Raw genomic sequence first — 22,722 nt, forward strand, 5'->3', positions numbered from 1 at the left:
TGGGCGGCGCCTGCGCCTACAGGGTGGCCACGCCGGGGGAAATGTGCAGGAAGGCGGTTTGTCCGTATAGTCCGCCGGATGAGCAGCGAGAAGCCCCCCATCACCGGCCAGGAGCGCCCCTTCGTCGCGGAAGGCGCCCCGTCCGAAGTCGCCGAACACAAGGACGACATTTTTTTCGCGGCCATCGAAACCACGCGGATGCCGATGCTGGTCACCGATCCGCGCCAGCCCGACAACCCCATCGTGTTCTGCAACCGGGCCTTCGTCTCGATGACGGGCTACCAGCCGCAGGACATCCTCGGGCACAACTGCCGGTTCCTCCAGGGCCCTGCCACCGACCGCAACACGGTCGCGGCCCTGCGCGAAGCCATCGAGCAGCGGCGCGAGATTTCACTGGAGCTGCTCAACTACCGCAAGGACGGCTCCACGTTCTGGAATGCGCTGTTCATCTCGCCGGTCTATAACGCCCGCGGCGAACTGGTCTACTTCTTCGCCTCCCAGCTCGACGTGAGCCGGCGCCGCGACGCCGAGGAAGCGCTGTCGCAGGCGCAGAAGATGGAAGCGCTCGGCCAGTTGACCGGCGGCATCTCGCACGATTTCAACAACCTGCTGCAGGTCATGTCCGGCCACCTGGACGTGATGCGCGTGCGCAACCGCAGCCAGAAGCTCGCCCGCGAGGACATCGACCGCTCCATCGACAGCATCCGCAGCGCCGTCAGCAAGGCCTCCACGCTCACGCAGCAGTTGCTGGCGTTCTCGCGCAAGCAGAAGCTCCAGGGCCGGGTCGTCAGTTTGAACGCGATGGCCACGGGCATGGCTTCGCTGGCCGAACGCACCCTCGGCGAAGAAATCCAGATCGACTACGTGCTCGGTGAGGACGTACCCAACTGCGAACTGGACACCACACAGCTGGAAGTGGCGGTGCTCAACCTGCTGCTCAACTCCCGCGATGCCATGCCCAACGGGGGCCGCATCCGGGTCGAGACACGGGGCATCGAGCTGCACGCCCAGGACGGCCATGCCTTCTCCGGCCTTCCGCCGGGTCGCTATGCCACCCTGTCGGTCACCGACACCGGCTCGGGCATCCCTGCCGACATGGTGCCGCGCGTGATGGACCCGTTCTTCACCACCAAGGAAGAAGGCAAGGGCACGGGCCTGGGGCTGTCCATGGTGTACGGTTTCGCCAAGCAGTCGGGCGGTGCCGTCACGATCTATTCGGAAGTCGGCGTGGGCACCACGGTGCGCATGTACTTCCCCGCCGTGCACGGGCGCACGCACCCCGAGCTGGTGGAGTCGCTCGCCCCCCATGCACGCGGCGGCACGGAAACCGTGCTGGTCGTGGACGACCGCGTCGAGGTGGCCGACCTCGCCCAGGCCATGCTGGAAGGCCTGGGGTACACGGTCCACGTGGCCCACAGCGCGCACGCGGCCCTCAAGCTCGTTCGCTCGCTGGAGCCGTCCGCGCTGCCGCACCTGCTCTTCACCGACGTGGTGATGCCCGGTGGCCTGAACGGCTACGAACTGGCCCGCGAGATGCGCAAGACGGTGGCGGGCATCCATATCCTGCTGACCACCGGCTTCGACCGCGACATGGGCAGCCTTGCCAACGTCGCACCCAGCGAATTCGAGATCCTGAAGAAGCCATACCGCCTGGCGGATCTCGCACGCCGCGTGCGCATGGTGCTCGACGGCGCCACCGGCACCAAGACCTGAGCCCGCGGAGGCCGACACGGGATGCCGGCGCGCCGGTGTCCTGCAATCCAAAAAGGGGGTCGCCGCGTACAGGCCGGAACCAGGCGGGCCAACCGGCACGCCGCACGCCGGAGCCCCTCGCATGCTGCAGAACACCGCCACCGCCATCCGCCTCGTCGAACGGGGCCTGCTGCCCGACCGGCTCGTACGGCACGGCATCCGCCGGCTGCTGAAAGACCGGCTCGCCGAACTGCGCAGCGGCGACGGGGTGTCCGCGGCGGAGCAGACCCAGGCCTTCCTGGAGCGCATCCGTTCGGCGCCGCTGGCCCTGGTTCCGGAGAAAGCCAACGCGCAGCATTACGAGGTGCCTGCGGAATTTTTCGGCAAGGTGCTGGGGCCCCACCGCAAGTACAGCTGCTGCCTCTGGCCGGCCGGCACCACGACCCTGGAGCAGGCCGAGGAGGCCGCCCTCGCCGAGACCTGCGAGCATGCCGGCCTGCAGGACGGGCAGCGCATCCTGGAGCTGGGCTGCGGCTGGGGATCGCTGACGCTGTGGATGGCCGCGCGGTATCCGGCCAGCGCGATCACGGCCATTTCCAATTCGCACTCCCAGCGCCAGTACATCGAGGCCGCAGCCGCGCGCCGCGGACTGCGCAATGTGCGCGTGCAGACCTGCGACTTCAACGTCTTCGACACCCCGGAGCGCTTCGACCGGATCGTGTCGGTGGAAATGTTCGAGCACCTGCGCAACTGGCCCCGCGCTTTCTCGCACGTGGCACGCTGGCTGGCCGACGACGGCCGCTTCTTCATGCACGTGTTCACCCACCGGGAGGCGCCCTACCCGTTCGTCGCCCGGGACGCCAGCGACTGGATGAGCGAGCACTTCTTCTCGGGCGGCATGATGCCCAGCGACGATCTGGCCCTGCACTGCCAGGACGACCTGCGCGTCGCGCGGCGCTGGCGATGGGACGGCACCCACTACGCGAAGACATCGCGGGCGTGGCTGGACAACATGGACGCGCACCACGCGGAGCTCCAGCCGCTGTTCAAGCAGGTGTATGGCCATGAGGCAGAGACCTGGTGGACGCGCTGGCGGCTCTTCTTCCTGGCCGTCGAGGAACTCTTCGCCTACGGCGAAGGCCAGCAGTGGTGGGTCAGCCACTACCTGTTCGACAAGCGGCCCGCGCAGGGCGCGGCCTGACAGGGCAGGAGGCCGGCATGGCGGATTTCCTTGGCACGGACGCCTGGCAGGCCGCGCTGGGCGGCCTGGCATGGACCATCGCCGCGGCGCTGGCCACCTGGGCCGTCAGCCTGGCCCGCCGCGACGCGAGCCTGGTGGACCGGGTCTGGGGCCCGATGATCGCCGGGGCCGGCGTGGTGTATGCCCTGCGGCTCGACTCCGCATCCGGGGGCGGTGCGCCATGGTGGGTCGTCGGCGTGGCGGCCGCCTGGGCCGCCCGGCTCGCCGTCTACATCACGCTGCGCAACTGGGGCCACGGCGAGGACCGCCGCTACCAGGCCATGCGGGAGCGCCACGGCGAGCGCTTCGGGATCAGGAGCCTCTACCTGGTGTTCGGCCTGCAGGCGGTGCTGGCGTGGGTGGTATCCGCCCCGCTTTTCGCCGCGGTGGCGTTCTTCCGCCCGGGCACTGCCTGGCAGGCCCTGCCCGGCCTGGCACTGGCCGTCTTCGGCTTGGTGTTCGAGGCCGTGGGGGACGCGCAGATGGCGCGGTTCAAGCGCCAGGGGGGCCATGGGGACCGCGTGATGGACCAGGGCCTGTGGCGCTATACCCGGCACCCCAACTACTTCGGCGAGGCCTGCGTGTGGTGGGGCCTGTGGCTGGCGGCAGTGGGGATGGCCGGCATGCCGGCATTCTGGAGCATCCTCTCGCCCGCGCTGATGACCACGCTGCTCCTGCGGGTCTCGGGGGTGGCGCTGCTCGAAAAGGACATGCACTCGCGCAGGCCGGCCTACCGCGAGTACCAGCGCCGCACGAGCGCCTTCATCCCCATGCCGCCGCGGTCCGGGAGGCCTTCGTGAACGGGCCCGCACGCCCCCGCTGCCTGCGGGCCGCCACGCTGACGCGGCCCCTGGTGGCCGGGTTGCTGCTGGCAGCGGCCACGGCGGGCGCCCATGCGCAGGGCGCGACGGAGCAGCAATGGAACTTTGCCGTGTCGCTGGACGGCAGCCCGATTGGAGAGCACCGGTTCCGGCTCGGCGCCCTGGAGGGCGGCAGCCGCCAGCTGGAAAGCTCGGCCCGCTTCACGGTGAAAGTGCTGGGCATCGCGGTGTACCGGTACCGGCACGAAGCCCGGGAGCAGTGGCGTGGCAATTGCCTGAGGCGCATCGCGGCCGACACCGACGACGACGGCGAACGCAGCACGGTGCGCCAGGAATTCGCGCCGGACACCCCCTGCACGCGCAGCTTCGCCTACTGGAATCCGGCCATCCTGGAATCGCGGCAACTGCTAGACCCGCAGAGCGGGAAGCTCGAGCCGGTGCAGATATCCCGGGAGGAAGACGGCTCCATCACCGTGCGCGGCCAGCCCCGCGCGGCGACGCGCTGGCGCATCACGGGGCCCCGCAACCCCATCGACGTCTGGTACGCCACCGATACCGGAGAGTGGGTGGGACTGGATTCCACCGTGCATGGCGGGCGCAAGCTCAGCTACCGGCTGCCTTGACGGCATCCGCACTCCCCTCGCACTGCCGCACACCCTTCCGTTTCCACCCTCTGAAAGCCGACCATGCCACGCACCTACGCCATCGCCTACGCCGCCACCGCCCTCGCCTTTCTCGCCCTGGATTCCGTGTGGCTCGGCACCATGGCCCAGCGCCTGTATCGTCCCAACATCGGCCACCTCATGCAGGAAGGCGTCTCCATCGCCCCCGCGGTGGTGTTCTACCTGCTGTACGTGGCGGGCATGGTGTTTTTCGCCGTCGTGCCGGGCGTGGAAAAGCAAAGCTGGCAGCAGGCGCTGGGCCTGGGCGCCGCGCTCGGGCTGGTGGCCTATGCCACCTTCGGGCTGACCAACCAGGCCGTGCTGCGGGATTGGCCCTGGCATGTCACCGCCATGGACATGGCCTGGGGGACAGTCGCCACCGGGGCCGCCAGCGCGATCGCCTGCGCGGTGGTCCTGCGGTGGTTTCCGCCCGCATCGGCCTGAGCGGCCAGGGCCTGGCCCTGCCCGGGTCGGCCCTACATGCCCACCAGGCTGCCCGCCAGCCGCGCCAGCATCCCGTCGAAGCGCAGGCGGCCATCGACCGCCGCCAGGCAGATGCAGTCCCCCGGCCCTTGCACCACCGGCTGGTGGTGCACGTTGCCGTCGGCAGCATCGAAATCCCCCGCGCCGAACAGCGCATGCCCGTCATGGAAGGCGCCGTGCAGCACCTGCGTCCATTCGAGCCCGCCATGGGTATGGGCAGGCAGGCTGCGGCCGGGGCCGATGCGCAGCAGGAACACGTTCACGTCGCCGGCCGGCGGCGAGAGAGGACGGCTCCAGCGCATGCCCGGGGCAATCCATTTCCAGGGCGAAAACGCCATGCCGCGCAGCGCCTGCGGCCACGAGGCTCCCGCAGGCCAGTCGGGGCCGCCCGCCACGGGCGGGGTAGCCGCACCCGGCCGGCGTGCCTCGTCCCCAGGGAGGGCATCGATGGCCCCCAGCACGCGGGAAAGAGCATCGGGCCTCAGCGTGCAGGGCGGCAGCGATTCCAGCAACACGCCTCCCACGGCCTCCAGGGCCCTGAGGCGCTGCCCGCACTGCGGACACATCTCGGCATGCACCGCGGCCAGCAGCGCCGGCCCCGGCGACAGCCGTCCCGCGGCCAGGTCGAGCAGCAGGTCATCTCCAGGGTGGTGGTGGATCGTCATGGCGCATGGGCGCCGAGCAGGCGGCGCAGGTGGCGTACGGCCAGGCGCACGCGGGATTTCACGGTCCCCAGCGGGATGCCGAGGTCCTCGGCGATCCGGGCGTGGGGCTGGTCCTCGAAGAAGGAGCGGCGCAGCACCTGCGCCTGTTCGGGGGCGAGCGATTCGATCGCCCGCCGCACATCGCTTTCGCACTGGGCGGCGTAGGTCAGTTCCTCGGGGCCATCGTCGTCCATGGCGATGTCGAGCCCCTCGTCGCTGTCGGACAACTGGTTGGACTTGCGGCGCAGATGGTCGATGCGCAGGTTCCGCGCAATGGTGAACACCCAGGTGGAGACACCCGCATGGGCCGGATCGAACGTGCCCGCCCTGCGCCAGAGATTGACCATCGCTTCCTGCGCCAGGTCTTCCGCCACGCCCTCCGCCAGGCCGAGGCGCATCAGGTAGGCCTTCACCCGCGGGGCGAAATGCTTGAAAAGCGCCGCGAAGGCCTGCCGGTCCCCGTGGTCGGCCACGGCGCGCACCAGGGCGATCCAGGCTTCCGACGAAGGCGATGAAGGCAGTCCTTCGGTGTGATACTTCGACACAATCGACAGGTAGGGAGGCAGAGTGGAAGCGGTCCTCGCGGGAGGCTGCTCTGCCAGGGGCTTGCGGACGATGGTCATGATGCTGCCATTACGCAGCGATGGGCGGATTAGATCACGCCCCGCGGCATCGCAATCCAAGAGCCCGGCAGATGCGTACAGCACGGCAGCATCCGAGGACTCCAATGAGAACGACACCAGACATGTCCGCCGCTGGCGGCGGCTCCGCAGGCGGGGCACCGCGCAACGGCCCGCTCGACATCGCCGTCATCGGCAGCGGCATCTCCGGCCTGGCCGCAGCCTGGCTGCTGGCCAGCCGCCACCGGGTGACCGTGTACGAGGCCGATGCACGGCCCGGGGGGCACAGCCATACGGTGGACGTGCAGGGGCCGGCCGGCACCGTAGCCGTCGACACGGGCTTCATCGTCTACAACGAATCGGCCTATCCCAACCTCACCGCCCTCTTCGCGCACCTCGGGGTGGAAACCGTTGCCACGGACATGTCGTTCGGGGTCAGCATGGACGGCGGGGCGCTGGAATATTCCGGCTCCGGCCTGTCCGGCCTGTTCGCTCAGCGCGCCAACCTGCTGCGCCCGCGCTTCTGGTCCATGCTCCGGGACCTGGTGCGCTTCTACCGGCTCGCCCCGGGCGACGCGCAGCAGATGGGCCTGATGCCGCTGGATGAATACCTGGACCGCCGCGGCTTCGGCCGTGCCTTCCGCGAAGACCACCTCTACCCCATGGCGGCGGCCATCTGGTCCACCCCCGCCGCACGCATCGGCGAGTACCCCACGGAGTCCTTCGTCCGGTTCTGCGAGAACCACCAGTTGCTCAACCTGGGCCACCGGCCCGCCTGGCGCACGGTCCGGGGCGGCAGCCGCCGCTATGTGGACAAGCTCGTGGCCGCCCTGGGACAGGACGGACTGTCGCTCGAGCGGCCCGCCGTGGAGGTGCGCCGCACGGACGGCGGCATCCACGTCCGCACTGCCGACGCACGGGAATCCCGCCGCCACGACCATGTGGTGATCGCGACCCATGCCGACCAGGCGTTGCGCCTGCTGCCCGATGCCACGCCGGAGGAGTCGCGCTGGCTGGGCGCGTTCGGCTACAGCCGCAACCGCACCGTGCTGCACAGCGACCCGGCCCTGATGCCGCGCCGCCGCGCGGTCTGGTCCAGCTGGAACTACGACAGCGACCGCAGCCTGGCAGACGGCCTGAGCGTGACTTACTGGATGAACCGGCTCCAGCACCTGCCGGACGACCTGCCCCTGTTCGTGACCCTGAACCCGGTCCGCGAACCCGATCCCCGCCGCGTGCTGCACACGCAAACGTACGAACACCCCATCTTCGACGGCGACGCGCTGCGCGCCCAGCGGCAACTGTGGAACCTCCAGGGACAGCGGCGCACCTGGTTCTGCGGAGCCTATTTCGGCGCGGGCTTCCATGAGGACGGGCTGCAGGCAGGCCTCGCCGTGGCCGAGGCCCTGGGCGGCGTCCGGCGCCCCTGGTCGGTGCCGAACGAATCCGGCCGCATCCATTGCACGCCGGCGCATGCGCCCGGAGCCTCCGCATGATTCCCGCGACCGCGCCGGTACCCGGCAGCGCCCTGTGCCTCGGGGAAGTGACGCACCAGCGCCACCGCCCTGCACGCCATCGCCTGCGCTACCGCGTCCATGCACTCTGGCTGGACGTGGACGAGCTGCCGGAACTGGCGCGCCGGCTGCGGTTCTTCTCCCTCAACCGGTTCAACCTGTTCAGCCTGCACGAACGGGACTACGGCACGGGCACGGGCGAGAGGCTGCGCAGCCACGTGGAGCGCCAGCTCGCCGCAGCAGGCATCCTGGCCGGCATCGGTCCCATCCGCATGCTGACCATGCCGCGCATCCTCGGATACGCCTTCAACCCGCTCACGGTGTATGCCTGCCACCGGCCCGACGGCGGCCTGCTCGCGGTGCTCTACGAAGTGAATAACACCTTCGGCGAGCGCCACAGCTACCTGGTTGAGGTGCCCGGTGCACAGGCGCACGACGCACGGCAGCGCCATGGGTGCGACAAGTCCTTCCACGTCTCGCCCTTCCTGCCCCTGTCCCTGCGCTATGCGTTCGACCTGCGGCGCCCGCAGGTCCCCGGCGACGGGCTGTCGCTCGGCGTGACGGCTGGCGACGCCGCCGGCCCCGTGCTCCACGCGGCATGGCGGCTGCGCCTGCGGCCCCTGACGGACAGCGCGCTCGCCCGGGCCTTCTTCACGCATCCCCTGCTCACGCTGAAGGTGATGGGCGCGATCCACTGGGAAGCGCTGCAGATCTGGCTCAAGGGCGTGAAAGTCCATGCCAAGCCACCTGCCCCCGAGCGGCACCTCACCATCATCCGCCCCGAAGAAACATGACGCCCTCCTCCACCTCGCCCACGAAGGCCGCGAGCGGCCTGTCCACGGAATCGTCCGCCCACCACCTGCCGCATGGGCGTCGCTCCGCTGCCCGGCCCTGGTTGCACCGGCCCCTGGAGCCCCTGCTGCACAGGCTGCTCTCCTGCATGGCCTGCGGATCACTCTCGGTGCACCTGCCGGATGGCAGGGCCCTGCACGGCGCCGGCGCAGAGCCCGGACCGCAGGCGACGCTGGTCCTGCACGGATGGAAACCCGTGTGGCGGCTGCTGACCGGCGGCGACCTCGGCCTGGCGGAAGGGTACCGCCGGGGTGAATGGTCCACGTCGGACCTCGTGGCCCTGCTGGAATGCGGCAGCCGCAACGAGGCCCCCTGGAGCCGCGCCATCGGAGGCGGCTGGCCGGCACGCTGGGCCGGCAGGCTGCGCCACCTGCTGCGCTCCAACACGCGCGGCGGAAGCCGGCGCAACATCGCCTTCCACTACGACCTGGGCAACGACTTCTACGCGCAGTGGCTGGACCCGTCGATGCTCTACTCCAGCGCGATCTATCCCACGGGCTCGGAATCGCTCGAGGCGGCCCAGGTCGTGAAGCTGGACCGCATCGCGCAGCACCTGGCACTGCAACCCGGCGACGAGGTACTGGAAATCGGCTGCGGCTGGGGTGCGCTGGCGCAGGACATGGCCCGGCGGGGCGCCCGGGTGACGGGCATCACGCTGTCTTCAGAACAACTGCGCTTCGCGCAGGAGCGCATGCGGCAGGCAGGGCTGCAGGATTCCGTGGAACTGCGGCTGCAGGACTACCGGGACGTGCCCGGCACCTTCGACCACATCGTCTCCATCGAGATGCTGGAAGCCGTCGGCGAGGCCTACTGGCCCACCTACTTCGCCACACTGCGCGCCCGCCTGCGACCGGGCGGGCGCGCAGTACTGCAGGTGATCACCATCGCGGACCGCCACTTCGACCACTACCGCTCGGGGGCGGACTTCATCCAGCGGTACATCTTCCCCGGCGGCATGTTGCCCTCGCCTTCGGCGCTCGCCAGCCAGGCCGCGGGCGCGGGCCTGCGCATCTGCTCCAGCGAGACCTTCGGCCCCGACTACGCCACCACCCTGGCCCAATGGCGCCAGCGCTTCCAGGCCGCCTGGCCGTCGATCGAGCCGCTGGGCTTCGACGAACCGTTCCGCAGACTCTGGGAGTACTACCTGTGCTACTGCGAAGCCGGCTTCCGCACGGGGCATATCGACGTGGGCCTCTACACCCTGGAGCACGCTGACGGCTGAGCGAGCAGCCCGGACCGGCTGCGCCGTACGGCCGTGGTGCGCCGCCAGCGTCAGCGGTCGGCCGTGCCGGGCTCGGCCATCCTGCGGTGCTGCGCCGCGACCAGCTGGGAGGGGGCCATCTTCGCCAGGGCCACCTGCAGCTTGTTGCCCAGCCCCACCACCACGTCCGCCTCCCCGGCCTCCATCGCGGCGTAGCCCGTGCGCGCCACCTCGGCCGGATCGGACTTGTCGGACTGGGTGCCGAACTTCGTGTCCAGCATGCCCGCCCGCTCGAAGAACCCGGTGTCGGTCACGCCCGGCATGAGGCAGGTCACCGTCACCCCGCAATCCTGCAGTTCGTCGCGCAGCGCGGCCGCGAACGAATCGACGAACGCCTTGGTGCCGTTGTACACGGCCTGGAAGCTGCCGGGCAGGAAACCGGCGATCGATCCGGTGATGAGGATGCGCCCCCGGCCGGCCGCACACATGCGCTGCGCCACGCGCTGCACCAGCCACACGGTGCCGGTCACGTTGGTATCGATCACGTGGCGCACGTCGGCAAAAGGCTGGTCCAGGAAGGCCCCGCCCAGGCCGTGGCCCGCATTGGCCATGAGCGCATGCACCATGCGGTCGCCAATGACCGCCCAGAGCTTTTCCAGCCCTTCGGCCGTGGCCAGGTCCACCTGGATGAACTCGACCTCGGCGCCTTCGGCACGCAATGCGTCGGCCGCTCCGTTGAGGGGGGTGTCCGCCGCCAGCACGAGGTTGTAGCCGCCCCGGGCGGCACACCGCGCCAGTTCCAGGCCGATTCCGGAAGATGCTCCAGTGACCACCGCCAGGGGCCGCATGGCCTCCCTGTTGCCTTCGATTGATTCCATTGCCAGACCTCTTTCCAAGCAGATGCGTGAAAGGCGCGGCACCCGCCGCTCATCGCCACCCCACGCTTTCCACGCAGGATGGGCCAGGCACGAGCGGTTCGGGCGCCTCCATGCACGCCATGTTGGAAGCCACCGCGGCACCTGCCTGTCGGACACCGCGCCGCCCAGGCCGGCGACAAAACCGCGCTTTTCCTTGCCAGGCGGCCTGCCGGGCCGCGCGCGGCCCATGCCAGAATCCGGACCATGTCCGCACCCTCGGCCTACGCGGTCACAGCCGCCACCACCGCCCGACGCTCCACGGAAAGCACCATGGCCGCGCTGTACCGCGCCGCCCTGGGCCCGATTGGCGCGGCGAGGTACCTGCCCGCCTTCGAGCGCTTCGACGAGGCTGGCCGCACATTGCCCGGATGGAACTGGGCAGCCGCGTTGCTCACGCTCAACTGGATGGTGTTCCGGCAGCTGTGGAGCGCAGCGCTCGTCTACGTCGCCGCACTCGAGGGCCTGGCGCTCCTGGCCGTCGGGGTCGGCCGCTACACCGGCACCTGGCCGCTTCCCGTGCTCGCCGGCCTGGGCCTGGCGGTGCTGCTGGCGGCCACCGTGATCCCGGGGCTCTACGGCAACGCCATCGTCCATGGCGAAATCCGCAAGCGGATCACCAAGGCGCTCGCTGCCTCCGCCACGCTCGCCCAGGCCCAGGAACGGCTGGAAGAAAATGCGCCGACGCAGCGCCGGCTCATTTGGATCGGCGCGGCCAACGCCGTGCTGGCCCTGCTGATGGCCGCCTTGCTGCTGTTCCAGCCGGACCTGTCCGCCATGGGACCTTCCTCCGCCGCCCACGCCCCGCCTGCTGCCGCGGAGGGCCCACGGGCTTCGGCGTCCACCGCGCAGGCACCTGCATCCGACGCGCCGCCCCTCCTGCCCGGGGACGCATCGGCCGCAGGCACCGCGGGTCCGGCCTCCGTCCCCGTCGCTGCGGCACCCACCTCTGCACCATCGGCAGCCGAGCCGACCGACGGAGCATCCCGGCCCTCTGCTCCCTCGGTGCAGGCGTCGGCGTCGGCAAGCTCCGGGGCGGCAGCGCCGCCGAGCAGCAGCCCGGCGGCCACATCCCTGCCCACGCCGCCCCGGCAGACTGCCAGCGCGGCGCCCCGGGCCACGGCAAGTCCGGCCCCGGCAGCTTCCTCGGCCTCCCCGGCCGTGGTACCGGCATCCGCTGCGTCCAGTGCTTCATCCCCCACAGTGCCTGGCAACGCCTCTGCGCGGTCTCCGGCGGCATCCGCACCCGCATCGGCCCGGCCGGTCCAGGCACCAGCCAGCGCCGCCTCCCGCCGCACGGCCGCCCCCACGGCTTCGCGCCCAGCCGCGCCGGCCACGGCGGACCGCACCGATTCCGCAGCGGTACCCGCTCGCAAGCTCTACATCAACGTCGGCCTTTTTGCCGAACCTGCGAATGCGCAACGCGCGCACGGCATGCTGCGCGGAGCCGGCATTCCGGCAAGCACGCAGCCGGTCACCGCGGCGGATGGCCGCGAACTGCTGCGGGTGCGCGCCGGCCCGTTCACCTCGGCGTCGCAAGCCAATGCAGCCGCCGCGCGCATCCGGGCCCTCGGGCTGGAAACCTCGGCCGCGGCTGCGCAGCGTCCGTGACGCCGGCACCCGCGGCAGCCGCGTGTTACCGCTCGTGACGGTCCCGGACCGCCCGCTGCGCTAAGGTCCGGCACCAGACACCCTGCCCACCTTTTCCAGATGACGGAGCTTCCATCCATGCGCACCACTGCCAGCCTTCTCGCCACCGCCGCCTTCGCACTCCTCGCCGGTGGCTGCAGCACGGCGAACATGCCGTGGGGCGGACAGCCCGCGCCGGCCCCGGTCGGACCGACCGGGGCCCCCATGGGCGGCACCTGCAACGCCCAGCCGGCCCAGGCACTGATCGGCCAGAACAGCACCGCGAGAGTGGTCGAGGATGCCCGCGTGCGGTCCGGGTCCCAACTCGCACGGCTGCTGCGCCCCGGGCAGATCGTTACCAAGGAATACGACCCGCAGCGTCTCAACCTCGAGGTGGATGCGTCCGGACGCATCACCGCGGCCCGCTGCGGCTGATCAGGCCCACCGCGGGCCGTGGCCCGCCCCGAACCCGCTTCAATCGGCCAGGAAGAGCTCCTGCAGGTCGCTGAGGAAATCGAAACCGCGCTCCGTGGGGCGCACACGCGCCGCGTCCCTCACGATGAGGCCCTTGCGCCCGGCCTCGTCCAGCGCGCCCGCGATGGCGCTCAGCGGCAGTCCCGTACGGTCCGCGAAATCCTGCAGCGCGAAACCTTCGCGCAGGCGCAGCGCATTGAGCATGAACTCGAACGGCAGATCCGCCCTGCGCACCTCGTGGTCCTGCGCCACGGCGTTGCCGGCCAGGGCCTGCTCCATGTAGCGCTGCGGATCGCGGAACCGCACCTGCCGCACCACGCGGTGGGCGAAACTGAGCTTGCCGTGCGCCCCCGCGCCGATGCCGAGATAGTCCCCGAACTGCCAATAGTTCGTGTTGTGCACGCACTGGTGCCCCGGACGGGCATAGGCAGAAATCTCATAGCGGCGCAGCCCCGCCGTCTCCGTCATCTCGGTGATCCGGTCCAGCATGGCATAGGCCAGGTCGTCCTCCGGCACCACCGGAGGAAACTTCGCGAAATAGGTGTTGGGCTCGATGGTCAGGTGGTAGATGGACAGGTGCGGCGGCTGGAGCGACAGCGCCAGCGCCACGTCCTGTTCCAGGTCCTCCAGGCTCTGCCCGGGCAGCGCGTACATGATGTCGAGGTTGAACGTATCGAACGCCTGTGCGGCCTCCTGCACTGCAGCCAGGGCCTGCGCCCGGTCATGCACCCGCCCCAGCGCCTGCAGGAAGCGGTCGTCGAAGCTCTGCACGCCGACGGACAGCCGCGTCACCCCGGCCGTGCGGTAGGCGCGGAAGCGGTCCTTCTCGAAGGTTCCGGGATTGGCCTCGAGCGTGATTTCGGCGTCCGCCTCGAGCCGCAGCCGCGCCCGCACCCCGCTGATCAGCCGGTCGATGGCTTCCGGCGAGAACAGGCTGGGCGTTCCACCGCCGATGAACACGCTGTGCACCGTGCGCCCCCAGACGAGCGGCAAGGCGGCTTCGAGATCCGCCATGAGCGCATCCAGGTAGCGCTGCTCCTGCAGCGCCCCCGCGCCACCCCGCGCCTCATGCGAATTGAAATCGCAGTAGGGGCACTTCTTCAGGCACCAGGGCAGGTGCACGTACAGCGACAGCGGCGGCGGGGCGCCCAGGCTCAGAACGCCGGGCCGCATCGAATGCCGCACGTCGCGCAGCGGAGCGGGCGCCTCTTCGGCGCCCGGATGGGCGGCAGGAACGATGGGAATGGACACGGGAAGGGAAACGTTGGAAGACGGGGGAATGCAGGAAGGGCGAGGCGTTCGGGCCTGGGCGCCGGGACGGGTCAGAACCAGCGTTCCCGCATGAGCGCAAGCATCTGCTGCGCCGACCGTCCCCGGTGGCTGTGCGCGTTCTTCACCTCCACCGGCAGCTCGGCGAACGTCTTGCCGAACTCCGGGATGAACATCACCGGATCGAAGCCGAAGCCCCCGCTGCCGCGCGGCTCGGTGGTGATCTCGCCGACCACCCGGCCCACGGCGATGAGGGGCTCCGGATCTTCAGGGTTGCGTACCGCCACGAGCGTGCTCACCATCGCCGCGCGCCGCGAAGCGACGCCCTGCATCTGCTCCAGCAGCGCACGCACGTTGTTCGCATCGCCCTTCTCGTAGCCGAAACGGGTGGCGTAGTACGCGGTCTGCACGCCCGGCTGGCCGCCGAAGGCATCCACGCACAGGCCCGCATCGTCGGCCAGCGCCGGGAGTCCGGTGTGCTCCGCGGCGAAACGCGCCTTGGCCAGGGCATTCTCCACGAAGGTATGGAAAGGCTCGTCCGCCTCGCCCACGCCGAGGTCCGCCTGCCGCACCAGCTCCACGCCCAGGGGAGAGAACATGCTCTGCAGTTCGGCCAGCTTGCCGCGGTTGTTGGATGCGAGGACGAGTTTCATGGTGGAATGGCTTTCGGAAAAAGGGGCTCACACGCCGGATGCAGGCACCGACAATGCCTGCCGCTGCAGCGCGATGAGCGCGTCCACGCCCTGCGCGGCCAGGTCGAGCAGCCGGTCCATCTCGCTGCGCGTGAACGCGACGCCTTCGGCCGTCCCCTGCACTTCGACGAACCGGCCGCCGTCCATCATGACGACGTTCATGTCGGTGTCGCACTGCACATCCTCGGTGTATTCCAGGTCAAGCAGCGGCGTGCCCTGCACAATGCCCACCGACACGGCCGCCAGCGGCGCCGTGATGGGCGACGCGGCGATCTTCCCGCCCGCCAGCAGGGCCGACACGGCATCGTGCGCAGCCACCCAGGCACCGGTGATGGCTGCCGTGCGCGTGCCGCCGTCGGCCTGCAGCACGTCGCAATCGAGCTGGATGGTGCGCTCGCCCAGCGCGCGCAGGTCGAACACCGCCCGCAGGCTGCGGCCGATCAGGCGCTGGATTTCCTGCGTGCGGCCGCTCTGCTTGCCCCGCGCGGCCTCGCGGTCGCTGCGGGTGTGGGTCGCGCGGGGCAGCATGCCGTACTCCGCCGTCACCCAGCCTTCGCCGCTGCCGCGCTTGTGCGGAGGCACCCGCTCCTCGACAGAGGCCGTGCACAGCACCTTGGTATGCCCGAACTCGACCAGTACCGAGCCTTCCGCATGCATGGTGTAGTGGCGGGTGATGCGTACGGGGCGCAGGGCATCGACGCCGCGGCCCGCGCTGCGCTCGAAAGGGACGGAAAGGGAGGATGAAGGCATGGGATGCAAGCGCGTGTGAAAGGGATTGAATGGGCCACCCGGCCGCGGCCGGCATGGAAAGCGCACGGCCCGCACGGCAGGAGCGCCCGCCGAGGCAGCGCCGGGCACAGCCTGCGCCGCGGCTTCAGGCCTTGCGCGCAGCCGAGCGGCGGATGGCCTCGTTGATCTCGGCGATGGAGCGTTCGATCGCTTCGTCGTCGAGATCGTCCAGTTCGTCGCCCGCGCCCGCCTCGAACGGCCCGGCCTGGATCGTGGACTCGAAGCCGTCGTCGCCGATGCTGTGCGTCGATATGCCCTGGGTGGATTCGAAGGTATCCGGAGTTTCCCACTCCATGGCCACCACCGTGACGTTGTCGCTGCTATCCCCCGCCCTGCGCAGGGCATCCTCCACCAGCTCCGGCACCGCCTGGGACACCGGCAGCCTTCCGAGCTGGCGCGCGATGGAGGCGTCGTCCAGCGCGCCCCACAGGCCGTCGGAGCACAGCAGCAACCGGTCGCCCTGCTCCAGCGCGACAGGCCCCGTGATGTCGTAGATGGGCTTGGTCGGAGAACCCAGGCAGGTGAACAGCACGTTGCGGTTCATGCGGTCCATGCCGGGCAGGGAGGCATTCCGGAGCTCCATGTAGGAATGGTCGCGGGTGCGCGTGAGCAGTTCGCCGGAGCGGACCATGTAGAGGCGGGAATCCCCGCAATGCACCCAGCTCGCGCTGCCCGACTGCACCACCGCCGCCACGAGCGTGGTGCGGGGCGTGTCCAGCATGCCCCGGTCGCTGGCATACCGCAGGATCTGGTGGTGTGCGGCCAGCAGGGCCTCGGCCAGGAAGGCGTCCACCGAGGGCAGCGTGGGCTTGGCCTGGCGCTGGAACGCGGCGGACACCGTTTGCACCGCGATCTGCGCGGCCACCTCGCCCTCCGGATGCCCCCCCATGCCATCGGCCAGCACGAAGAGGCCGGACTCCCGGGTGTAGCAATAGCCCATCCGGTCCTCGTTGATCTCGCGGCCGCCGCGGCGGCTCACCTGGAAGACCGAGAATTTCATTTCTGTTTCGCCCCTCCGCCGAGGCGCGTGGCCTCGCCCACCTTCTGTACGTTCTTCCTGGTATCCGATACCAGCGTATCGAGCTGCAGCCGCATCTTCTCGCCGACGGACAGCTTGGTGTAGCGGCGCTCGCCCTCGCGGCTCAGCTCCTTCTGCAGCGCGAAGACCGACTGCGGGCGCGAGAGCGGATCGAGCGCCATGCACCACTCCACCACCTCGATGAGGTTGTCTGAATAGACGCCCCGGAGCTTGCTCAGGGCCAGCGACAGCCGGTCCTTCTCCGCACGCTGCGGCGCCTCGTTCGGGGGAAAGCCCTGCATGCAGGCATAGATGCAGGCGCCGATGGCGTAGATGTCGGTCCACGGCCCCATGGAGGAATCGCGACGGTACATCTCGGGCGCCGCGAAGCCGGGCGTGTACATCGGCCGGATGAAGTTGCCCTCCTTCGACAGCACCTCCCGCGCAGCACCGAAGTCGATCATCACGGCCTTGTTGTCGTCGGTGATGAAGATGTTGGCCGGCTTGATGTCCAGGTGCAGCATCTTGTGCTGGTGCACGATGCGCAAGCCCCGCAGCACCTCGTCGAACAGCGAGCGGATCGTCGATTCGCGGAACACCTTCTGCGTCTTCAGGTCGCGCGCGGTGATGATGAAATCCTGCAGCGTGGCGCCTTCCAGGTAGTTCATCACCATGTAGACGGTCTCGTTCTCCCGGAAGAAGTTGAGCACGCTGACCACCGAGGCATGGGATATCTGGGCCAGGGCGCGGCCTTCCTCGAAGAAGCTCTTGAGTCCGAGGCGATAGAGCGACAGTTTCTCGGGGGGCACCTTCGGGAGCAACTCGCCCGGCGAGCGCGTGGCGAGGGAGGAAGGCAGGTACTCCTTGATGGCGACCTGCTGGCCTTCCGCATCGACTGCGAGGTACACAACGCCGAAGCCGCCGGAGGAGAGCCGGCGTACCACGCGGTAGCCGCCCAGCATGGTGTCGGGCGGCAGGGGGGCCGGCTTGATTTTTGACATATTCGCGAAAAAACCTGGACGCGTCCCGATCGGGAAAAGGAACCCGGATAATCGCCGGATCGCAAGCAATCACCGAAAAAGTCCGATGGCAGTTTACAGCATGACCGGCTACGCGAGCGCCCAGCTCGAAGCCTCCGCCACCGATGCCGACAGCGGTGCCCGCCCCGCCCGCCTGGGTATCGAGATCCGCTCCGTCAACAGCCGCTTCCTGGATCTCTCCTTCCGCCTGCCCGACGAGCTCCGGGCCCAGGAGCCGGGCCTGCGCGCCCTCGTCACCCAGCACCTCAAGCGCGGCAAGGTGGAGGTGCGCGCCTCCATCGAATCGGAAGCCCAGGGCCTCATCGCCCCACCCTCCGCACGCATGCTGCAGCAGCTCAATTCGGCGCAGGACTCCGTCCGTGCCTGGCTGCCGTCCGCTGCGCCGCTGTCCGTGGCGGACGCGCTGCGCCTGTGCGCAGGTTCCTCGGCGTCTTCCGCGTCCTGGAGCCCCGAGGACATCCAGGCCCTCGCCCAGCGGGCCCTGGAAGACCTGGTGGCGGCGCGCGAGCGCGAGGGCAAGCGGCTCTCCGCCATGCTGCAGGACCGCCTGAAGCAGTTGCGCGCCCTGGCACGCCAGGCCACGCCCCTGGTGCCCCAGCTGGTGGACCAGCAGCGCCAGCGCTTCCTGGAGCGCTGGAAGGAAGCCATGGCGCTGGCCGAAGGCGTGCCGGTGCCCGAGGCGGCACAGGACCGGGCCCTGGCGGAAGCCACCGCGTTCGCCATCCGCATCGACGTCGCGGAAGAGATCACGCGCCTGGACTCCCATCTCGACGAGATCGAGCGCCTGCTGAAGAAGGGCGGGGAGATCGGCAAGCGGCTGGACTTCCTCATCCAGGAACTGCACCGCGAGGCCAACACCCTCGGCTCCAAGTCCGCCGCCATGGACCTGACCCGCATCAGCGTGGACATGAAAGTGCTCATCGAGCAGATGCGCGAACAGGTCCAGAACATCGAGTGAGCGATAATTCTCCTGTTTTGATAGCAGCCCGCGCACATCCCGTATGGACTATCCCGGAAATCTCTTCGTAGTGGCGGCGCCGAGCGGCGCAGGCAAGTCGAGCCTGGTCAAGGCCTTGCTCGAACTCGACTCCCACGTGCAGCCCTCCGTCTCCCACACCACGCGGCCTCCGCGCGGCCAGGAACGGCATGGGCGCGAGTACTTCTTCACCTCGGAGCAGGAGTTCGACGCGATGGTCGCCGCCAACGGCTTCATCGAGTGGGCGCACGTGCACGGCCGCCGCTACGGCACCTCCCGCAAGAGCATCGAAGAGCGCATCGGGCAGGGCGCGGACGTGATCCTCGAGATCGACTTCCAGGGGGCCATGCAGGTGAAGGAGGCCTTCTCCAACGCCGTGCTCATCTTCATCCTGCCGCCGAGCTGGGAAGAGCTGCGCTCGCGGCTGGAGCGCCGCGGCGAGGACGCTCCCGACGTGATCGAGCTGCGGCTCAAGAATGCAGCCATCGAGATGGCGCAGGCCGAGAAATTCGACTTCGTTATAATCAACGAGCTTTTCGAACGGGCGCTTTTCGACATGAAAACCGTCGTTCACGCCCAGCGGCTCAAGTACGCAGCCCAGCGCCGGGCACGTGCCGACACCTTCGAATCCCTCAATATCGTCTAGACCGCCAGGAGAATCCGCATGGCACGCATCACCGTTGAAGACTGCCTCGAGCACATCCCGAACCGTTTCCAGCTCGTCCTGGCAGCCACGTACCGCGCGCGCATGCTGAGCCAGGGCCACGCCCCCAAGATCGAGAGCCGCAACAAGCCCGCCGTGACGGCCCTGCGCGAGATCGCCGAAGGCAAGATCGGCCTGGAGATGCTCAAGAAGGTGCCCGGCTGAACCTGCCGGCCGTCACCCCTGGGCGTATTCCACACGCCCCGAGCAACAGCACCGCCAGGCGGTGCTTTTTTTTGCCTCCGGCCGGCATGGCGCGAGCACGCTACATTTCAGGGTATGAATGAGGTCCTGACCAAACCCTCCGCCCCGGAGCCGCGCCCCGGCAGCGCCCCGGCGGCGGGCGTGTCCGCGGCAGCCGCCAATGCGGCCGCCGCCAGCTTCGCCTCGCTCACCGAGAACCTCGATTACCTCGATGCAGCCAGCATCGAGCAGGTGCGGCAGGCCTACAAATTCGCTGACAAGGCCCACCTGGGGCAACTGCGCAGCAGCGGCGAGCCCTACATCACCCATCCCATCGCGGTGGCCGCCCAGTGCGCCACCTGGAAGCTCGACGCCCAGGCCCTGATGGCGGCGTTGCTGCACGATGCGATGGAAGACTGCGGCGTCACCAAGGCCGACCTGCTGGAGCGCTTCGGACCGCAGGTCGCCGAACTCGTGGACGGCCTCACCAAGCTCGACAAGCTGCAGTTCAACACCCGCGAGGAGAACCAGGCCGAATCCTTCCGCAAGATGCTGCTGGCCATGGCGCGCGACGTGCGCGTCATCCTGATCAAGCTGGCGGACCGCACGCACAACATGCGCACGCTCTCGGACATGCCCCGCACCAAGTGGGGCCGCATCGCATCCGAGACACTCGAGATCTACGCCCCCATTGCCCACCGCCTGGGCCTGAACCAGACCTACCGCGAACTGCAGGACCTGTCCTTCCGCCACCTGCACCCGTGGCGCTACGCCACCCTCTCCAAGGCGGTGAACAAGGCGCGCAACCGCCGGCGCGACCTCATCCAGAAAGTGCAGGCCGAGGTGGACGCCGCCTTCGCCCGCATCGGCATGAAGGCCCGGCTCGCCGGCCGCGAAAAGACGCTCTACGCCATCTACCAGAAGATGGACACCAAGCACCTGAGCTTCGCCCAGGTGACGGACATCTACGGCTTCCGGGTGATCGTGTCGTCGGTGACCGACTGCTACACCGCACTGGGCGTCCTCCACCAGCTCTACAAGCCCGTGCCGGGCAGGTTCAAGGACCACATCGCCATCGCCAAGCTCAACGGCTACCAGTCGCTGCACACCACGCTCGTGGGCCCCTCGGGTGTCAACATCGAGTTCCAGATGCGCACCGAGGAGATGCACGTGGTGGCCGAAGCCGGCGTTGCGGCGCACTGGCTCTACAAGGCCGAGAACGCCGAAGGCAGCACGGCCGAACGCCTGGGCACCAAGTGGCTGCAGTCGCTGCTGGACATCCAGAACGAGACGCGCGACGCCGCCGAGTTCTGGGACCACGTGAAGGTGGACCTGTTCCCGGACGCCGTCTACGTCTTCACGCCCAAGAGCCAGATCATGGCCCTGCCCCGCGGCGCCACGGTGGTCGATTTCGCCTATGCCATCCACAGCAACGTGGGTGACCGGGCCACAGCCGCGAAGATCAACAACGAGCAGGTCCCGCTGCGCACCGAGCTGAAGAACGGCGACGTGGTGGAGATCATCACCGCGCCCGTTTCCACCCCCAACCCCGCGTGGCTGGGCTTCGTGCGCACCGGGCGAGCCCGATCAAAGATCCGCCACTACCTCAAGACGCTCGCCCACACCGAGTCCGCCGGCCTCGGCGAGAAGCTGCTCACCCAGGCCCTGCGCGCCGAAGGGCTGGAGCGCCTGCCGTCGGAAGACGAGAACCAGGCCCTCTGGGACAAGCTGTTGCGCTTCACCGGCAACCGCACGCGCACCGAGCTGATGACCGACATCGGCCTGGGCAAGCGCATCGCCGGCATCGTGGCCAAACGGCTCATGGTGCTGATGGCCGAACACGGCCACCGCCCCGACGCCCTGCTGCTGACCCGCGAGCGCTACACCTCGCACGAAAATGTCTCGCAGGGCGGCGTCACGCTAGACGGCAGCGAGAACGCCTCCGTGCAGTACGCCAGCTGCTGCAGGCCGGTACCGGGCGACCCGATCGTCGGCTACCTGGGCCGCGGCGAAGGCCTCGTCGTCCACAACGCCCAATGCGGTGTGGCCAAGAAGCTGCAGCACAAGGACAGCGAGCGCTTCATCACCGTCGATTGGGCGGACGAGCCGACCCGCATGTTCGAAACCGGCATCGTGGTGACTGTCACCAACGGCAAGGGCGTGCTGGCACGCATCGCCGCGGAACTCGCCAGCTCCGAGGCGGACATCGTGCATGTGGACATGGACGAGGAAAAGGCCATGGACACGACCGACCTGCGCCTCGTGGTGGCCGTGCGCGACCAGGCGCACGTCGAGGCCGCGCTGCGCAACCTGCGGCGCACCACGGCCGTCCTGCGCGCCTTCCGCATCCTTCCGTCGCCCTAGCCGCCCCCCCTTCACGCCCCCAATGGGCGCAGGAAGGGTCTCAGGAAGGCGTCCGTGCGGGGTATTCGACCCGCAGGATCTCCAGCGTGCGCAGTCCGCCAGGCGTCCCCAGCCGGACCTCGTCGCCCTCGCGCGCCTTCAGCAGCGCGCGCGCCACGGGCGACACCCAGCTCACCTGCGACTGGCTGCTGTCCACCTCGTCGATCCCCAGGATGGTCACCGTCCGTTCCACGTCCAGGTCGTCCACGTAGGTGACCGTGGCGCCGAAGAACACCTGGTCGCTGCCGTGGTGCAGGGAAGGATCGACCACCTCGGCCATGTCCAGGCGCTTGGTCAGGAAGCGGATGCGCCGGTCGATCTCGCGCAGGCGCTTCTTGCCGTAGAGGTAGTCGCCGTTCTCGGAACGGTCGCCATTGCTCGCAGCCCAGTGAACGACCTCCACCACCTTCGGCCGCTCGTTGTCCATCAGCTCGAGCAGTTCGGACCGCAGCCGCGCATAGCCTGCCGGCGTCATGTAGTTCTTGCTGCCGGCGGGCAACGGCGGCGCGGACGGGAGCTCCGCATCGTCGTCGGGGGCGTTGTCCGTTTCCTTGGTGAAGGCCTTGCTCATGGATCGGTCGGCTCCAGGTGATGATGACGACCACCAGCGGCAGCTGGCAGAAAATGGAAAAAGCCTCGTGACTTTGACATCACGAGGCTTACCATTTGGTGCGGCTGGCAGGAATCGAACCCACGACCCCTTGGTTCGTAGCCAAGTACTCTATCCAGCTGAGCTACAGCCGCTAAGCTTTGAATTATAGCATGGTTTTGCCACTCTTCAAGAACTTCTGAGAGACTTTTTTGAACCTTTCGGATCAACTCCGTCGCATCAGAAGCAGAACG

Annotated in this window: 23 protein-coding genes and 1 tRNA gene; 14 read left to right on the top strand and 10 right to left on the bottom strand. The window is 69.0% G+C overall.

The annotated features are described in order from the left end of the window. Nucleotides 1–78: 78 nt before the first annotated feature. The 5 genes from ACAV_RS17200 to ACAV_RS17220 all read left to right on the top strand — a co-directional run bounded on the left by ACAV_RS17200 (nt 79) and on the right by ACAV_RS17220 (nt 4,859). Nucleotides 79–1,713: a hybrid sensor histidine kinase/response regulator gene (locus tag ACAV_RS17200; protein ID WP_013595862.1), complete on the top strand. Its 1,635-nt coding sequence runs from the start codon at nt 79–81 to the stop codon at nt 1,711–1,713. Nucleotides 1,714–1,834: 121 nt separating this feature from the next. Continuing rightward, on the top strand, nt 1,835–2,893 hold the full coding sequence (locus ACAV_RS17205) for an SAM-dependent methyltransferase (protein ID WP_013595863.1): 1,059 nt from the start codon (nt 1,835–1,837) through the stop codon (nt 2,891–2,893). Between the two features lie 17 nt (nt 2,894–2,910). Beyond that, on the top strand, nt 2,911–3,732 hold the full coding sequence (locus ACAV_RS17210; protein WP_013595864.1) for a DUF1295 domain-containing protein: 822 nt from the start codon (nt 2,911–2,913) through the stop codon (nt 3,730–3,732). After that, nucleotides 3,729–4,376: a DUF6134 family protein gene (locus ACAV_RS17215; protein WP_013595865.1), complete on the top strand. Its 648-nt coding sequence runs from the start codon at nt 3,729–3,731 to the stop codon at nt 4,374–4,376. Before ACAV_RS17210 ends, ACAV_RS17215 begins: the two co-directional genes overlap by 4 nt. A 63-nt stretch (nt 4,377–4,439) precedes the next feature. Beyond that, a complete protein-coding gene (locus ACAV_RS17220) occupies nt 4,440–4,859 on the top strand; it encodes a DUF2177 family protein (RefSeq protein WP_013595866.1) in 420 nt (139 codons plus the stop codon). A 32-nt stretch (nt 4,860–4,891) separates the two neighbouring features. Here ACAV_RS17220 and ACAV_RS17225 read toward each other — a convergent pair whose 3' ends face one another. Together ACAV_RS17225 and ACAV_RS17230 are read right to left on the bottom strand one after the other, a co-directional pair. Next, complete coding sequence (locus tag ACAV_RS17225) at nt 4,892–5,563, bottom strand: ChrR family anti-sigma-E factor (protein WP_013595867.1); 672 nt, start codon at nt 5,561–5,563, stop codon at nt 4,892–4,894. Beyond that, entirely contained in the window at nt 5,560–6,225 is a 666-nt protein-coding gene (locus ACAV_RS17230) for a sigma-70 family RNA polymerase sigma factor (RefSeq protein WP_013595868.1), read from the bottom strand. The genes ACAV_RS17225 and ACAV_RS17230 overlap by 4 nt, the downstream gene beginning before the upstream one ends. A 104-nt stretch (nt 6,226–6,329) precedes the next feature. Here ACAV_RS17230 and ACAV_RS17235 point away from each other — a divergent pair, with 104 nt between their 5' ends. Genes ACAV_RS17235 through ACAV_RS17245 form a run of 3 tightly spaced genes read left to right on the top strand, consistent with a single transcriptional unit; the run spans nt 6,330 to nt 9,810 of the window. Continuing rightward, nucleotides 6,330–7,718 carry an NAD(P)/FAD-dependent oxidoreductase gene (locus ACAV_RS17235; RefSeq protein ID WP_013595869.1) on the top strand — a complete coding sequence of 463 codons (1,389 nt, stop codon included), beginning with the start codon at nt 6,330–6,332 and terminating at the stop codon, nt 7,716–7,718. Next, the gene (locus ACAV_RS17240; protein WP_013595870.1) at nt 7,715–8,530 is read left to right on the top strand and encodes a DUF1365 domain-containing protein; all 816 of its coding nucleotides are present in this window, start codon (nt 7,715–7,717) and stop codon (nt 8,528–8,530) included. Before ACAV_RS17235 ends, ACAV_RS17240 begins: the two co-directional genes overlap by 4 nt. Beyond that, complete coding sequence (locus tag ACAV_RS17245) at nt 8,527–9,810, top strand: SAM-dependent methyltransferase (RefSeq protein ID WP_013595871.1); 1,284 nt, start codon at nt 8,527–8,529, stop codon at nt 9,808–9,810. The genes ACAV_RS17240 and ACAV_RS17245 overlap by 4 nt, the downstream gene beginning before the upstream one ends. Nucleotides 9,811–9,860: 50 nt before the next feature. Here ACAV_RS17245 and ACAV_RS17250 read toward each other — a convergent pair whose 3' ends face one another. Beyond that, the gene (locus ACAV_RS17250) at nt 9,861–10,667 is read right to left on the bottom strand and encodes an SDR family NAD(P)-dependent oxidoreductase (protein WP_013595872.1); all 807 of its coding nucleotides are present in this window, start codon (nt 10,665–10,667) and stop codon (nt 9,861–9,863) included. 243 nt (nt 10,668–10,910) lie between these two features. Between ACAV_RS17250 and ACAV_RS17255 the strand changes: the two genes are divergently transcribed. Further along, nucleotides 10,911–12,314: an SPOR domain-containing protein gene (locus tag ACAV_RS17255; protein ID WP_013595873.1), complete on the top strand. Its 1,404-nt coding sequence runs from the start codon at nt 10,911–10,913 to the stop codon at nt 12,312–12,314. A gap of 117 nt (nt 12,315–12,431) precedes the next feature. Continuing rightward, nucleotides 12,432–12,767: an I78 family peptidase inhibitor gene (locus tag ACAV_RS17260; protein ID WP_013595874.1), complete on the top strand. Its 336-nt coding sequence runs from the start codon at nt 12,432–12,434 to the stop codon at nt 12,765–12,767. A 39-nt stretch (nt 12,768–12,806) separates the two neighbouring features. Here the strand turns inward: ACAV_RS17260 and hemW are convergent, their stop codons facing one another. From hemW to ACAV_RS17285, 5 genes are all read right to left on the bottom strand, one after another. Then, nucleotides 12,807–14,057 carry a radical SAM family heme chaperone HemW gene (gene hemW, locus ACAV_RS17265; RefSeq protein ID WP_013595875.1) on the bottom strand — a complete coding sequence of 417 codons (1,251 nt, stop codon included), beginning with the start codon at nt 14,055–14,057 and terminating at the stop codon, nt 12,807–12,809. 71 nt (nt 14,058–14,128) lie between these two features. Then, on the bottom strand, nt 14,129–14,728 hold the full coding sequence (rdgB, locus tag ACAV_RS17270; RefSeq protein WP_013595876.1) for an RdgB/HAM1 family non-canonical purine NTP pyrophosphatase: 600 nt from the start codon (nt 14,726–14,728) through the stop codon (nt 14,129–14,131). 27 nt (nt 14,729–14,755) lie between these two features. Then, nucleotides 14,756–15,517 (bottom strand): ribonuclease PH, encoded by a 762-nt coding sequence (gene rph, locus ACAV_RS17275; protein ID WP_013595877.1) that lies wholly within the window; start codon nt 15,515–15,517, stop codon nt 14,756–14,758. Between the two features lie 124 nt (nt 15,518–15,641). Continuing rightward, entirely contained in the window at nt 15,642–16,556 is a 915-nt protein-coding gene (locus ACAV_RS17280) for a PP2C family protein-serine/threonine phosphatase (RefSeq protein WP_013595878.1), read from the bottom strand. After that, nucleotides 16,553–17,575, bottom strand: a complete 1,023-nt coding sequence (locus ACAV_RS17285; RefSeq protein WP_013595879.1) for a serine/threonine protein kinase — start codon at nt 17,573–17,575, stop codon at nt 16,553–16,555. Before ACAV_RS17285 ends, ACAV_RS17280 begins: the two co-directional genes overlap by 4 nt. 85 nt (nt 17,576–17,660) lie before the next feature. Between ACAV_RS17285 and ACAV_RS17290 the strand changes: the two genes are divergently transcribed. The 4 genes from ACAV_RS17290 to ACAV_RS17305 all read left to right on the top strand — a co-directional run bounded on the left by ACAV_RS17290 (nt 17,661) and on the right by ACAV_RS17305 (nt 21,840). Then, nucleotides 17,661–18,572, top strand: a complete 912-nt coding sequence (locus ACAV_RS17290; RefSeq protein ID WP_174270277.1) for a YicC/YloC family endoribonuclease — start codon at nt 17,661–17,663, stop codon at nt 18,570–18,572. 43 nt (nt 18,573–18,615) lie between these two features. Beyond that, on the top strand, nt 18,616–19,236 hold the full coding sequence (gmk, locus tag ACAV_RS17295) for a guanylate kinase (protein WP_013595881.1): 621 nt from the start codon (nt 18,616–18,618) through the stop codon (nt 19,234–19,236). Between the two features lie 18 nt (nt 19,237–19,254). After that, nucleotides 19,255–19,458 carry a DNA-directed RNA polymerase subunit omega gene (gene rpoZ / locus ACAV_RS17300; RefSeq protein ID WP_011796632.1) on the top strand — a complete coding sequence of 68 codons (204 nt, stop codon included), beginning with the start codon at nt 19,255–19,257 and terminating at the stop codon, nt 19,456–19,458. Nucleotides 19,459–19,572: 114 nt separating this feature from the next. Next, complete coding sequence (locus tag ACAV_RS17305) at nt 19,573–21,840, top strand: RelA/SpoT family protein (protein ID WP_013595882.1); 2,268 nt, start codon at nt 19,573–19,575, stop codon at nt 21,838–21,840. A 40-nt stretch (nt 21,841–21,880) separates the two neighbouring features. Here ACAV_RS17305 and greB read toward each other — a convergent pair whose 3' ends face one another. After that, entirely contained in the window at nt 21,881–22,450 is a 570-nt protein-coding gene (gene greB / locus ACAV_RS17310) for a transcription elongation factor GreB (RefSeq protein WP_013595883.1), read from the bottom strand. 96 nt (nt 22,451–22,546) lie between these two features. After that, a tRNA-Arg gene (locus ACAV_RS17315) sits at nt 22,547–22,623 on the bottom strand. Between the last annotated feature and the right edge of the window lie 99 nt (nt 22,624–22,722).

The organism is Paracidovorax avenae ATCC 19860 (assembly GCF_000176855.2).
In the GTDB taxonomy this organism is placed as follows: domain Bacteria; phylum Pseudomonadota; class Gammaproteobacteria; order Burkholderiales; family Burkholderiaceae_C; genus Paracidovorax; species Paracidovorax avenae.